The organism is Saccharothrix australiensis, from assembly GCF_003634935.1.
Taxonomy (GTDB): Bacteria; Actinomycetota; Actinomycetes; order Mycobacteriales; family Pseudonocardiaceae; genus Actinosynnema; species Actinosynnema australiense.
Genome location: NZ_RBXO01000001.1, coordinates 6,515,171 through 6,529,300 on the forward strand (window position 1 = coordinate 6,515,171; position 14,130 = coordinate 6,529,300).

Here is a 14,130-nt window from a genome sequence, read left to right on the forward strand (position 1 = left end):
CGACATCACCCCGCGATCCACCGCAGGACCCCCCACCGCCGCCCACCACCACGGCCCACCACGGCACCGGCCGGAGGCCCGACCACTACGGCCCACCGTCGCACCGGCCCGAGACCCGACCGCTGCGGCCCGACCGCCGCGGCACGACCACCGCGGCACGACCACCGCGGCCCACCGCATGGGCCGGCCCCCGCGACCCGCCGCACCAGCCGGACCCATGACCGGCGCGGCGGGTCGCGCGGGCCCGGCGGCTCAGCGGAACCCGACCTCCGTCAGCCCGATGTGATCGGCGCACCAGTCGACGAGCGGGTTCAGCGCCCGCCACCCGTCCCGCACCCGGTCGAGGCACCCCGGCTCGTGCAGCACGTCGTCGGGCGGCCACACCTTCGCCGCGTAGAGCCGCTTGTGCTTGAGCAGGTCGATCCGCGGGTGGTCGGGGTCGACCCCGCGCGGCGCGCGCTTGAGCCGGTCGCCGCGCACCTCCCACCCGTCGCGGGTGAGCCGGTCGAGGACCTGTTCCAGCGCCCGGCCGCGCACCTCGTCCGCGACCGACTCGCGGTAGCGGGCGACCTGGTCGGACGCCATCGCGAACGACCCGCCGCCCACGAACAGCCCCTCCGGGCCGATCTGCACGTAGTGCGCGCCGCCGCCCCGCCCGAGTTCCACCACGCCGCCGCAGTGGTTCTTGTACGGCGTCTTGTCCTTGCTGAACCGCACGTCCCGGTACGGCCGGAACACCTTGCCCTTGCCGAACTCCGGTTCCAGCACCGCCAGCAGGGCCTCCATCGGCGCGCGCACGTCGGACAGGTAGGTCTGCTTGTGGCTCTCCCAGTAGGTCTTCGAGTTGTCGGCCTCCAGCCCGTCGAAGAAGTCGATGGCGTACTCGCCGAAGCCGGTGAATTCCACGGGAACAGCTTACGTTCGCCCGTCCGCCGCCCATTCGTACGCTCTATCGCGGGGAATAACCGGCCCGTCACGGCGTGTGCATAATCAGCCGGGTGGGCAGGAAATCGGCGCTGGCCAGTTGGCTGCACGAACTCGACGCTGCGGAAATCCGGGCGATCCTCGCGCTGCGCAAGGACGCGGCGGACGCCCATCCCCACTCGCTGCACGGGTTGGCCGAGGAGCTGAGCGCGCCGTCGTCGGTGCGGCTCGCGGTGGACGGCCTGGACCGGGCGTGCCGGGACGTCCTGGACGCGGTGCTGCTGCTCGGCGCGGACGCGAGCCCGGAGACCGTCGCCGAGCGCCTGCGGTGCCACGGGAAGGCGACGCGGGCCGAGCTGAAGCGGACCCTGGCGCGGCTGCGGGCGCACGCCCTGGTGTGGCCGGCGGGCGGGCGGCTGTGCGCGGCGGCGGGGCTGCGGCCGTCGGACGGCGACCCGCCGCGGCGCATCACGCCCGCGCCGCGCGCGCCGCGCCGGGTGGCGCAGCGCCGGGACTACGCGGACCGCGCGGCGATCGCGCCCGCGACGTCCACCGTGGACGGCGTTACCCGCCTGGTGGAGCTGTGTGACAACGATGTCATCACCGCGCGTGGCGGCGTGGGCGTCCGGGAGCTGCGCCGGCTCGCGGGCGTCCTGCGCACCGACGAGCCGCGGGCCAGGCTGTGGCTGGAGCTGGCGGTCGAGGCGCGGCTGCTGGCCGTCGCCGACGACGACCGGCGGGTGCTGCCGACGACCGGGTCGGACGACTGGCTCGGCGCGTCGCCCGCGGACCGGCTGGCGGCGCTGGCGACCGCGTGGCCGCGCATGGCGTGGCCGCCGGCGCGGCACCGGGCCGCGCTGACCGCCCACCCGGCCGACCGCGGCGACGCGGCCAGGGCGGGGCTGCTCGCGCGGTACGCGGCGCTGGCCGACGACGAGGCGTTCGAGCACCGGCACGAGGTGGTGGCCGACCTGGTGTGGTCGCGGCCGGCGGTGCACGACGCGTCCGGCGCGGAGGCGGCGCTGATGGAGGCGGAGGCGGTCGGCCTGGTGGCCCTGGGTGCGTTGACCGCGCTGGGCAGGGCCGCGCTGGACGGCGACGCGCGCGCGGTGGCGGGCGCGTTCGTGCCGACGGCCGCGGACCGGGCCCACCTGACGCCGGACCTGACGGCCGTGGTCGAGGGCCTGCCGAGCCGGGCGCTGGGCGCGGCGCTGGACCTCGCGGCCGACCCGGCGGAGGGCGGGTGGCGGTTCAGCGCCACGAGCGTGCGGCGGGCGCTGGACGCCGGGCACACCCCCGAGCAGGTGTTGGCGCGGCTGGCGGAGGTCGCCGAGCGGGGCGTGCCGCGGGCCTTGGCGGAGCTGGTGCACGAGGTGGCCCGGCGGCACGGGCGGCTCAGCGTCACGGCGGTGGCGTGCTGCGTGCGGGCCGACGACCCGCGCCTGCTCACCGAGATCGTGCGCCACCGGTCGCTGGCGCGGCTGCGCCTCCAGCCGCTCGGGCCGACCGTGCTGGCGTCGGCGCGGCCGGCGGACGAGACCCTCGCGCTGCTCCGGGAGGCCGGGTACGCGCCCACCGCGGCGACGGTCGACGGCGGCGCCGCGGTGCCGCGGGTGTCGCGCCGGCGCGTCGAGCCGGTGCGCAAGGTGCCCGCGTGGCGGCCGTGGCGGCCCTCGCTGACCGAGCAGGAGGTGGCGAAGCTCGCCGTGGCGCTGGTGGAGCGCGGACGGCCGCGGCCGAGGTCCGTGGCGCCGCGCGCGGAGTCGCGGCGGATGAGCGCGGTGCGGCTGCTGCGCGACCAGTCGCTGGTGCTGCGCGACTCCGAAGTCGTGTTGCTGGCCGAGGCGCTGGTGACGCGGACGTCGGTGGAGATCGACGTGGCGGACGGGCCGCGCACCACGATCCGGCACGTGATCACGCCGGTCGACCACGAGTCGGGCAGCCTGACCGCGAACGACCCGCTCGGCCGGTCCCGCGAGTTCCTGGTCTGCCACATCCGCTCGGTGCGGGCGGTGGCCACCTGAGCGCCGGGCCGTCGGCCATGACGGGCCGATGCCCCTGGACTTCGACCACTACCGGGCCGAGGTCGTCACCCGAGCCCAGCTGACGCGGCTGCACGTCGAGGGCGTCGGGCCGGGGTGGGCCGTGCCGACCTGTCCGGAGTGGACGGTCGGCCAACTGCTCCGGCACACCGCGGCGGGGTTTGCGCCGGGTGGCGGGGATCGTCCGCACGAGGGCCGCCGGCCCGCTGCCCGACCGAGAGCTGCGCGACCTGGCCGACCACCGCGACCACGACCCGGCGCCGCCGGCGGGGGACGTGGTGGCCGAGGCGCGCCGGCCGGCCGACGTGCTGGGCCAGGCCGGGCCGGACGAGTGGACGCACCTCCACCGCCTGCCGGACGTGGCGAACCACAACCCCCGCCTGCGCGAGCTGCCCGGCCCCGGCCGCACCGTGCACCTCCATGATCCGCAGCCGGAGCACCGCGGCGCTCGGGCCTTCGTCGTTCTATCGCAAACCCGCGCCCGCCCCGACCGACCGGGAACGGGCGACGGCGATCAGGCCACCGCGGTCACACCACCGCGAGCGGCAGCATGTTCGGGATCACCGGCGACGGCAGGTCCGACGAGCCGGTCAGGAAGGCGTCCACCGCGTGCGCCACCGAACGGCCCTCCGCGATCGCCCACACCACCAGCGAAGCGCCCCGGTGCGCGTCACCGCACACGAACACGCCCGGCGCGCGGGTCTGCCAGTCCGAGCCGCACGGGATGGTGCCCCGCGGCGTCAGCCCGACGCCCAGCCCGTCCAGCAGCGGCATGTGCTCGACGCCCTCGAAGCCGATCGCCAGCAGCACCAGGTCCGCCGGCAGCACCTCGACCTCCTCCGACGTCGGCACCACCACCCGCCGGCCGGAGGCATCCCGCTCCACCCGCACCTTGCGCAGCCGGATCTGCCGCACGTGGCCGTCCTCGTCGCCGATGAACCTCTCCACCGCGACGGCGAACCTCCGCTCGCCCGCCTCCTCGTGCGCGGGGTAGGTGCGCAGGACCCACGGCCACACCGGCCACGGCGAGCGCTCGTCGTCGCGCCGCGCCGGCGGACGCGGGTACTGGTCGAGTTGCAGCACCGACGCCGCGCCCTGCCGGACCGCCGTGCCGAAGCAGTCCGCTCCCGTGTCGCCGCCGCCGATGATGACGACGTGCTTGCCCGCCGCGTCGACCGACGGCGCGCCGTCGCCCTCGCACGCCCGGTTGGCGGGCACCAGGTGCTCCATCGCCAGGTGGATGCCCGCCAGGTCGCGGCCCGGCGTGGTGGTGTCGTCCCGGCCGCGCAGCGCGCCGACCGCGAGCACCACCGCGTCGAACCGCTCGCGCAGCTGCTCGACGGTCACGTCCACGCCGACCTCGCAGCCGGTGACGAACTTCGTGCCCTCCTTGCGCAGCTGGGCGAGCCGCCGGTCGAGGACCTTCTTCTCCATCTTGAACTCGGGGATGCCGTAGCGCAGCAGGCCGCCGAGCCGGTCGTCCCGCTCGTGGACGGTGACCTCGTGGCCGGCGCGGGTCAGCTGCTGCGCCGCCGCGAGGCCCGCCGGGCCGGAACCGACCACGGCGACGCGCTTCCCGGACGACACGTGCGACTGCGTCGGCCGCACGAGGCCCTGTTCCCACGACACGTCCGCGATCGCCTGCTCGACGCGCTTGATCGCGACCGCGCCGCCCGCGTCGTGGCTGATCGCCAGCACGCACGCGGCCTCGCACGGCGCGGGGCACAGCCGGCCGGTGAACTCGGGGAAGTTGTTGGTGGCGTGCAGGCGGTCCGACGCGAGGCCCCAGTCGCCGCGGCGCACCAGGTCGTTCCACTCGGGGATGAGGTTGCCCAGCGGGCAGCCCGCCGAACCCGAGTGGCAGAACGGGACGCCGCAGTCCATGCACCGCGTCGCCTGGGTCCGCACCTGCGCGTCGCGGGTCTCGGGCGGCAGGTCGCGGTAGACCTCGCGCCAGTCCGACCGCCGCTCGGCGGCGGGCCGCTTCTCGGCGTCGGCGCGGTCGTGCTGGAGAAAGCCGTACGGGTCAGCCACGGGAAGCCTCCATGATCGCCTGGTCGACGTCCCGGCCTTCCGCGCGGGCGAGCGTCATCGCCTCCAGCACGCGCTGGTAGTCGGCGGGCATGATCTTCGTGAACGACGCGGACCGCCGGGGCCAGTCGCCGAGCAGCGACGCGGCCACGGCCGAGCCGGTGAGTTCGTGGTGCCGCGCCACGACACCGCGCAGCAGGCGCAGGTCCTCCGCGTCGGGGCGCTGCAACCGGACCATGTCCTGGTTGACCGAGGCCGGGTCGAGGTCGAGCACGTACGCGATGCCGCCGGACATGCCCGCCGCGAGGTTGCGCCCGGTCGGTCCGAGCACCACGGCGTGGCCGCCGGTCATGTACTCGAAGGCGTGGTCGCCCACGCCCTCGGCGACCGCCAGCGCGCCGGAGTTGCGGACGCAGAAGCGCTCGCCGACGCGACCGCGCAGGAAGATCTCGCCGCCGGTCGCGCCGTAGCCGATGACGTTGCCCGCGATCACCTGCCGCTCGGCGGCGAACGGCGCGTCGGGGTGGGGCCGCACGACGATCCGCCCGCCGGACAGGCCCTTGCCGACGTAGTCGTTGGCGTCGCCGACCATCTCCAGCGTGATGCCGCGCGGCAGGAACGCGCCCAGCGACTGGCCGGCGGACCCGGTGAACGTGACGTGGATCGTGTCGTCGGGCAGGCCGTCGCCGCCGAACCGGCGGGTGACCTCCGCGCCGAGCAGCGTGCCGACGGTGCGGTTCACGTTGCGCAGCGGCAGTTCCAGCCGCACCGGGTGCGCGTCCTCCAGCGCCGCCTCGGCGAGCTGGATCAGCGTGCGGTCCAGCGCCCGCTCCAGGCCGTGGTCCTGCTCGCGGACGCGGCGCTTCGCCGTCCGGTAGGGGGTTTCGGGCACCTGGAAGACCGGTGTGAGGTCCAGGCCGGCCGCCTTCCAGTGCTCGACGGCCGCGTCGGTCTCCAGCAGCTCGGCGTGCCCGACGGCCTCGTCGACGGTGCGGAAACCCAGTGCCGCCAGGTGTTCCCGGACCTCCTGCGCGACGAACTCGAAGAAGTTCACCACGTGCTCGGCCTGCCCGGTGTAGCGCTTGCGCAGCTCGGGGTTCTGCGTGGCGACGCCGACCGGGCAGGTGTCGAGGTGGCAGACCCGCATCATCACGCAGCCGGCGACGATGAGCGGCGCGGTGGCGAAGCCGAACTCCTCCGCGCCAAGCAGGGCCGCCACGACGACGTCGCGGCCGGTGCGCAGCGCGCCGTCGACCTGCACGGTGATCCGGTCGCGCAACCCGTTGAGCAGCAACGTCTGCTGGGTCTCGGCGAGGCCGACCTCCCACGGCGTGCCCGCGTGCTTGAGCGAGTTCATCGGCGACGCGCCGGTGCCGCCGTCGTGGCCGGAGACCAGCACGACGTCGGCGTGCGCCTTCGCGACGCCCGCCGCGACCGTGCCGACGCCGACCTCGCTGACCAGCTTGACGTGCACGCGGGCTTGCTCGTTGGCGTTCTTCAGGTCGTGGATGAGCTGCGCCAGGTCCTCGATGGAGTAGATGTCGTGGTGCGGCGGCGGCGAGATCAGGCCGACGCCCGGCGTCGAGTGCCGGGTCCGCGCGATCCACGGGTACACCTTGTAGCCGGGCAGCTGGCCGCCTTCGCCCGGCTTCGCGCCCTGCGCCATCTTGATCTGGATGTCGGTGGCGTTGACCAGGTACTCGCTGGTCACGCCGAACCGGCCGGACGCGACCTGCTTGACCGCGCTGCGCCGCTCGGCGTCGTACAGGCGCTCCGGGTCCTCGCCGCCCTCGCCGCTGTTGGACCGGCCGCCGAGCCGGTTCATGGCGATGGCGAGGGTCTCGTGCGCCTCGGCGGAGATCGAGCCGTAGGACATGGCGCCGGTGTTGAACCGCTTGACGATCGACGACACCGGCTCGACCTCGTCGATCGGCACCGGTTCGCGGTCGGTCTTCAGGGCGAACAGGCCGCGCAGCGTCCCGCCCTGGCGCGCCAGGCGCTCCACCTCCTCGGTGTAGCGGCGGTAGACCTCCTGCCTGCCGGTCTTCGTGGCGTGCTGGAGCAGGAACACCGTCTCGGGCGTGAACAGGTGCAGTTCGCCCTCGCGGCGGTAGGCGTACTCGCCGCCGACCTCCAGCCGCCGGTGCACGCGGTCGGTCGGGTTCTCCGGGTACGCGCGGCGGTGGCGCAGCGCGACCTCCTCGGCCAGCACGTCGAGCCCGACGCCGCCGAGCTTGGACACCGTGCCGGTGAAGTACTCGTCCAGCAGGTCCTCGGACAGCCCGACGGCCTCGAAGACCTGCGCGGCGGTGTACGCGCCGACGGTCGAGATGCCCATCTTGGACATGATCTTCAGCGTGCCCTTGACCAGCGCCGACACGTAGTTGCGCACGGCCTTCCGCGGCTCCGTGCCGGTGATGGCGCCCTGCGCGATGAGGTCCTCGATGGTCTCGAACGCGAGGTAGGGGTTGACCGCCGCCGCGCCGTAGCCCAGCAGCGCGGCGATGTGGTGCACCTCGCGGGCGTCGCCGGTCTCCACGACCAGCGCGACCCGCAGGCGCTCCTTGGTGCGCACCAGGTGGTGGTGCACGGCCGAGACCAGCAGCAGCGACGGGATCGGGGCGAGCCGGTGGTCGGAGTCGCGGTCGGACAGCACGAGGATCCGCGCGCCGGCCGCGATCGCCTCGGACGCCTCCCGGCGCACCCGCTCCACGGCCCGCGCCAGCGCCGCGCCGCCACCGTCCACTTCGTACAGTCCACTGAGGACGGTGCACGCGAAGCCGGGCAGGTCGCCGTCGTCGTTGATGTGGATGAGCTTGGCCAGCTCGTCGTTGTCGATCACCGGGTAGGACAGCTTGATGTGGCGGCAGCTGACCGGTCCGGGCTCCAGCAGGTTCTGCTCCGGGCCCATCACCCGCGACACCGACGTCACGATCTCCTCGCGGATCGCGTCCAGCGGCGGGTTCGTGACCTGGGCGAAGTTCTGCACGAAGTAGTCGTAGAGCAGGCGGGAGCGCTGGGACAGCACGGCGACCGGCGTGTCGGTGCCCATCGAGCCGAGCGGTTCCGCGCCGCCGACCGCCATCGGCCCGAGCAGGACCCGCAGCTCCTCCTCGGTGTAGCCGAAGGTGAGCTGGCGGCGCACCACGGACTCGTGGCTCTGCACCACGTGCTCGCGGTCGGCGAGGTCGGCGAGGTCGAGCAGCCCGGCGTGCAGCCACTCGTCGTAGGGCAGGTCGTCGGCCAGGCGCGCCTTGATCTCGTCGTCGTCCACCAGCCGGCCGGCGACGGTGTCGACCAGGAACATCCGGCCGGGCTGGAGGCGGCCCTTGGCGACCACCCGGTCGGGCGGGACGTCCAGCACGCCGGTCTCGGACGCGAGCACCACCCGCCCGTCGGCGGTCTGCCACCACCGGGCCGGGCGGAGGCCGTTGCGGTCGAGCACCGCGCCGACCAGCTCGCCGTCGGTGAACGTGACGCACGCCGGCCCGTCCCACGGCTCCATCAGCGACGCGTGGAACTCGTAGAACGCCCGTCGCTTGGGGTCCATCGAGGCGTGGTTCTCCCACGCCTCGGGGATCATCATCAGCACGGCGTGCGGCAGCGACCGGCCGCCGAGGTGCAGCAGCTCCAGCACCTCGTCGAACGACGCCGAGTCCGAGCCCGCCGGGTCGCAGATCGGGAACAGCCGCGTCAGGTCGCCGGGGATGAGGTCGGAGGCCAGCAGCGCCTCCCGCGCCCGCATCCGGTTCCGGTTGCCGCGTACGGTGTTGATCTCGCCGTTGTGCGCCACGTAGCGGAACGGGTGCGCCAGCGGCCACGACGGGAACGTGTTCGTGGAGAACCGCGAGTGGACCAGCGCGATGGCGGTGGCCAGCCGCTCGTCGCGCAGGTCGGGGAAGAAGTCGGGCAGCTGGCCGGTGGTCAGCATCCCCTTGTAGACGAGGGTGCGCGCGGACAGCGACGGGAAGTACGTGCCCACCTGGGCGGCGACCGTCTCGTGCTCGACCCGCTTGCGCAGCACGAACGCGAGCCGGTCCAGCTCCACCCCGGACGGCTCGGACCCGGTGGCCGGGGAGCCGGGGTGCGACGGGCCGGCCGTGACGAACAGCATCGCGAAGTGCGGCATGACCGACCGCGCCGTGGGGCCGACGTCGGCGAGGTCGGGGTCCACCGGCACCTCGCGCCAGCCGAGGACCCGCAGGCCCTCCTCCTCCGCGATCCGCTCCGCGAGCGCTTGCGCCTTGCCCCGCTCGGCCTCGTCGGGCGGCAGGAACGCGATGCCCGCCGCGTACGCGCCGGCGGCGGGCAGCTCGAAGTCCACCGCGGACCGCAGGAACGCGTCCGGCAGCTGCAGGAGGATCCCCGCGCCGTCGCCGCTGGTCGGCTCGGCGCCCGCGGCGCCGCGGTGCTCGAGGTTCGCCAGCGCGGTGAGCGCGTCGACCACGATGGCGTGGGACCGCCTGCCCTCGATGTCGGCGACCATCGCCACACCGCAGGCGTCACGCTCCGCGGCGGGGTCGTAGAGCCCCTGCGGGGACGGGATGGCGGAGAAGATCACTGCGCAGACCTCCTTCGTCGTCCTTCTGGAAGAACGAATCCGTGTCCAGTTCCTGGAATCCGGCTGCTGGGCACGGGACGACGATGGCCCGCGTGTTGACGCGACTTTAACAGCCGCGAAACCAGGACACACCATCCGTGGGGTGATCCCGGTCATGGACGCGTAACGATTCAGGCGGGCGGAACGACAGTGGGGCCGGCCAGGTCACGCGCTGTCACAGCATAACGGAGCGCTGGGCGGTTCGCGCACCCCTGAGAGGTTGCCGACAGGGTCCACGCTGGTCATTCGACTCCCCGCCGCAACCGATGTTCACCCGTTCGTGCAGCCAGGACGGGGCGGCCCTGTCGGCGGGCCCGACGCGCGCGGGAGGGGGGAGCGCCGCTCCCCCCCTCCCCCGTCGACGCCCGCTCACACCTTGGCGACGGCCCTCCCGGCGTGATCGGCGCGCTCGGCGTCGTGGCCCTCCCCGCGGTCCAGCAGGGCGTCGACGTCGACGTCGGCGGGGTTGTCCAGGACCTCCTTGAGCCGCGCCCGGTCGAGCTGCCCCTGCCAGCGGGCCACCACGAGCGTGCCGACGCCGTTGCCGATGACGTTGGTGATCGCCCGCGCCTCGGACATGAACCGGTCGATGCCGACGATCAGCGCGATGCCCACCGCCGGGATGGCGCTGTTCGCCTCGAACGCCGTCAGCGACGCCGCCAGCGTCACCAGCCCCGCGCCGGTCACGCCCGCCGCGCCCTTCGACGCCAGCAGCATGAACAGCAGCAGGCCGACCTGGGTGCCGATGCCCACGTCGTGGCCGGTCGCCTGGGCGATGAAGATCGCGCCCATCGTCAGGTAGATGCACGTGCCGTCGAGGTTGAACGAGTACCCGGTCGGGATCGTCAGGCCGACCACCGACTTGTCCGCGCCCGCCGCCTCCAGCTTCACCAGCATCCGCGGCAGCACCGACTCCGACGACGACGTGCCCAGCACGATCAGCAGCTCGTCCTTGAGGTACCGGAGGAACTTGAAGATCGAGAACCCGGCGCACAGCGCCACGCCGCCCAGCACGACCAGGACGAACAGCAGGCACGTCGCGTAGAACGACCCCATCAGCCACGCCAGCTTGCCGAGGATCGTGCCGCCGAACTTGCCGATCGTGTAGGCGATGCCGCCGAACGCGCCGATCGGCGCGGCGTACATGACGATCTTGATGACGCCGAACATCACCTTGGCGACCGTGTCCAGCGCGGCCACGACCCGCTCGCCGCGCCTGCCCATCCCGGCCACCGCGACGGCCACCAGGATCGCCACCAGCAGCACCTGGATGAGCTGGCCGTCGGTGAACGCGCCGACGAACGACTTCGGCACCAGGGACAGGATGAAGCCCGTCACGCCGGTCTCGGCGGTCTTCGCCTCGGCGAGCGTCTTGGCGGCGGCGTCGTCGTTGATCGGGATCGCCGGGCCGTGGTGTCCGGGCTGCACGAGGTTCACCACGACCAGGCCGATGACCAGGGCGACCGTGGTCATCGCGGTGAAGTAGAGGATGGTCCGCAGCGCCAGGCCGCCGGCCTTGGCGAGGTTGCCCAGACCCGCGATGCCGACCACGACGGTGCAGAAGATGGTCGGCGCGATGACCACCTTCACCAGCGCCACGAACAGGTCGGCCAACCACTTCATCCCGGACGCCTGCTCCGGGAACGCGTAGCCGACGACCACGCCCAGCACGATCGACACCAGCACCCAGAAGTACAGGTGCCGGTGGATCGGCTTGCGCTCACGGGTTCCCGCGGTGACCACGTCATCCTCCAAAAGCCGGTGTTGGTCGGTGATCCTGAGCACAGGGCCGGCCCTCGACAAGGTCGTCGCCGGAAACTTCAGATCCCTCTGACGTAACGCGCCGTCCGCTCCGCCGAGGGGAGCAGGCCGCACACCGGGTCGAGGCACGGCGGGCGGCCGCACCGCGAGGGGGCGCGGGTGGCCGCACCGCACGGGCGGGACGGTGGCGGCACGGAGGGGGCCCGGCACAGGTGGATGCCGGCCGGAACCGAAAAACGAGTGATGTCAGGGACTGACATCACTCGATTTCCGTGGTCGGCCCGCCACTCGCCCGACCCGGCGGCGACCGGCGGGACGTACCCTGCTGCCGTGCAGGTGACCCGGCGCTCGCTGCTGCTCGCCGCCCTCGCGGCGGGTGCGCCCGCGTGCACGTCGTCACCACCGCCCGCGCCCGCCGAGTTGGTCCTGGCGACCGGGCCGGAGGGTGCGGTGTTCCGCGAGGTCGGCGGTGCCCTCGCGGGGGCGCTGGCCGACCGGTTGCCGGGCAGCCGGGTGGTCGCGCGGTCCACCGGCGCGTCGGTGGCGAACGTCCGCCTGCTCGCCGCCGGTGAGGTCCACCTGGGACTGTCCTCGCTGGACCCGCTGTTCGAGGCGCGGCTGAGCGCCGACGACCCCGCCGGCATCAGCGCCGTCGGGCGGCTGTACGACAGCTTCCTCCAGGTCGTCGTGCCGGCGGGCGCGCCGGTGCGGCGGATCGCGGACCTCGCCGGGGCGCGCGTGTCGTTCGGCCCGCACGAGTCCGGGACGGAGTTCACCGCCTCCCGGCTGCTCGACCTGCTCGGCGTCCGGGTCGACGTGCAGCGCATGGCGCACGCCGAGGCCGCCCGGCGGATGGCCGCGGGCGCGATCGACGCGATGGTGGCGTTGACCGGCATCCCGACACCGGCCATCAGGGACCTGCTCGGCGGGTTCCCGTTCCGGCTGCTCGACCTTCCCGAGGAGGCGGTGCGGCTGGCCGACGCGTTCCCCGGCCCCTACGCGCCGGTGACGATCCCGGCCACCACCTACGGGTCGATGGGGCCCTGCCGGACGTTCGCGGTGCCGAACCTGCTGCTGGCGCGGAGCGCGCTGGACGCGTCGGTGGTGGAGGTGGTGACGCGGACGGTGTTCACCGAGTCGGCCCGCATCGCCGCCGGGCACTCGGAAGCCGGTCGGATCAACGTGCGCACGGGCATCGCCACCGGCCGCGTGCCGCTGCACCGGGGAGCGGAACGCTGGTTCCGCTCCGTCAAGCGCTGAGCCGCGCGGCACGCCGGCCCGTCGCGTCAGTCGCGGAGCGTTCCGCCGGCGCCCGGAGCGCTCCGGTCGGGCGACCCGACGCCGAGCACGACGACCGCGTCCAACCCGTGCGGCTCGACCGGCCGCAGGTGCAGTTCGCCGCCCGCGCTCACGACCAGCTCCGCGCAGATCGACAGGCCCAGCCCGGTGCCCGCGGTGTTCTGGTGCCGCGGCGCGCGCCAGAACCGCCGCAACGCCAGGGTGCGCTCCTCCTCGGCCAGCCCCTCGCCGTCGTCGGTGACGTGCAGCTCCGCCCGTTCGCCGTGCGTGACCGCCCACACCGCGACGCGGGTGGCCCCGGACAGCCGGATCGCGTTGCCGACGAGCTCGTCCAGCACGCTGCCCAGCCCGCCGGGCGGCGCCAGCACGTGCAGGCCGCGCGGCACGCGGACCTCCAGCGCGATGTCACCGGCCAGCGCCCGCCAGCCGGGCACGTGCGTCGCCAGCAGCGAGTCCACGTCGACCGGCTCGGCGGCCGACGCGCTGTCCAGGCGGGTCGCGGCGAGCAGGGTGTCCAGCACGCGCCCCATCTCCTCGGCCTCGTCGACGGCGATGCGCTGCGCCTCCCGCCCGGCGTCGCCCACGACGTGCGGCGCGAGGTTGTCCACCGCCAGCCGCAGGCTCGCGAGCGGGTTGCGCAGCTGGTGCGAGGCGTCCGACACGAACGCCCGCTGGCGGCGCAGCGCCCGGCTGACGACGTCCACCATGACGTTGAACGAGGCCGCGAGCCTGCGCAGCTCGGGCGGGCCGCCCAGCTCGTCCGCGCGGGCGTCGAGCTTCCCGCCGGCGACGGCGGCGGTGGCGTCGTCCAGCATCCGCACCGGTCGCAGCACCCACCGCGACATCGGCCACGCGACGGCCACGACGCCCAGCATCGGCACCAGCCCGACCAGGGCGAGCAGGCCCCACTGGCGGAGGATCGCGTGGCGCAGGCCGCTGGTCGGCGAGACCGTCACGACGGCGGCCACCACCTCGCTGTCGCGGCCGACCGGCTCCACGAGCACCAGGTCGACGTCCTCCCACGGCCAGATCGACCGGTCGGGTTCGCCGCGGTACCCGCTGAACGCGGCGTCCAGGCCCGCCTCGACCGCCGGACCGGTCAGCGGGAACGGTCGGCGCGAACTCTCCAGGATCGTGCGGTCGGTGCTGACCAGGGCGGCGGCGATGCCGTAGAGCTGGTCGTACCGCTCCAGCTCCTCGCGCAGGGCGGTGCGGCGGCCCGAGGCGAGGGCGTTCTCCGCCAGCGACGCGAACCGGCCCGCGTCGCCGAGCCGGTCGAGGTAGGTCTCCTGGCTCTCGCCCTGCACCACGGCGAACGCGAGCGGCACACCGAGGGCGGCCACCAGCGCCGCGAGCAGCGGCACGATGAGGACGAGCAGTCGGCGGAGCATCACACCTCGTCAGGGGTTCGGCAGGGCCATCGTGCCCCATCGGGTCTCCCGGTCCGCGGTCCGCCGGGGTGGCGGACGGTCA

The 14,130-nt window shown here is 74.2% G+C and carries 7 protein-coding genes; 2 read left to right on the top strand and 5 right to left on the bottom strand.

Features of this window, described 5'->3' with window-relative positions; genetic code table 11:
* Positions 1 to 252: 252 nt before the first annotated feature.
* Positions 253 to 906, bottom strand: coding sequence for a DUF2461 domain-containing protein (locus C8E97_RS27480; RefSeq protein WP_121008302.1), 654 nt, complete (start codon positions 904 to 906; stop codon positions 253 to 255).
* A gap of 92 nt (positions 907 to 998) precedes the next feature.
* Between C8E97_RS27480 and C8E97_RS27485 the strand changes: the two genes are divergently transcribed.
* A complete protein-coding gene (locus C8E97_RS27485) occupies positions 999 to 2,948 on the top strand; it encodes a helicase-associated domain-containing protein (RefSeq protein ID WP_121008303.1) in 1,950 nt (649 codons plus the stop codon).
* A 546-nt stretch (positions 2,949 to 3,494) separates the two neighbouring features.
* Here the strand turns inward: C8E97_RS27485 and C8E97_RS27490 are convergent.
* From C8E97_RS27490 to dctA, 3 genes are all read right to left on the bottom strand, one after another.
* Positions 3,495 to 5,000 (bottom strand): glutamate synthase subunit beta, encoded by a 1,506-nt coding sequence (locus C8E97_RS27490; protein ID WP_121008304.1) that lies wholly within the window; start codon positions 4,998 to 5,000, stop codon positions 3,495 to 3,497.
* Positions 4,993 to 9,558 carry a glutamate synthase large subunit gene (gene gltB, locus C8E97_RS27495; RefSeq protein WP_121008305.1) on the bottom strand — a complete coding sequence of 1,522 codons (4,566 nt, stop codon included), beginning with the start codon at positions 9,556 to 9,558 and terminating at the stop codon, positions 4,993 to 4,995. Before gltB ends, C8E97_RS27490 begins: the two co-directional genes overlap by 8 nt.
* A 408-nt stretch (positions 9,559 to 9,966) precedes the next feature.
* On the bottom strand, positions 9,967 to 11,340 hold the full coding sequence (gene dctA, locus C8E97_RS27500) for a C4-dicarboxylate transporter DctA (protein ID WP_121008306.1): 1,374 nt from the start codon (positions 11,338 to 11,340) through the stop codon (positions 9,967 to 9,969).
* A gap of 348 nt (positions 11,341 to 11,688) precedes the next feature.
* Here dctA and C8E97_RS27505 point away from each other — a divergent pair, with 348 nt between their 5' ends.
* Positions 11,689 to 12,618: a TAXI family TRAP transporter solute-binding subunit gene (locus C8E97_RS27505; protein ID WP_246019211.1), complete on the top strand. Its 930-nt coding sequence runs from the start codon at positions 11,689 to 11,691 to the stop codon at positions 12,616 to 12,618.
* A gap of 26 nt (positions 12,619 to 12,644) precedes the next feature.
* Here C8E97_RS27505 and C8E97_RS27510 read toward each other — a convergent pair whose 3' ends face one another.
* A complete protein-coding gene (locus C8E97_RS27510) occupies positions 12,645 to 14,048 on the bottom strand; it encodes a sensor histidine kinase (protein ID WP_121008307.1) in 1,404 nt (467 codons plus the stop codon).
* Positions 14,049 to 14,130 lie beyond the last annotated feature (82 nt).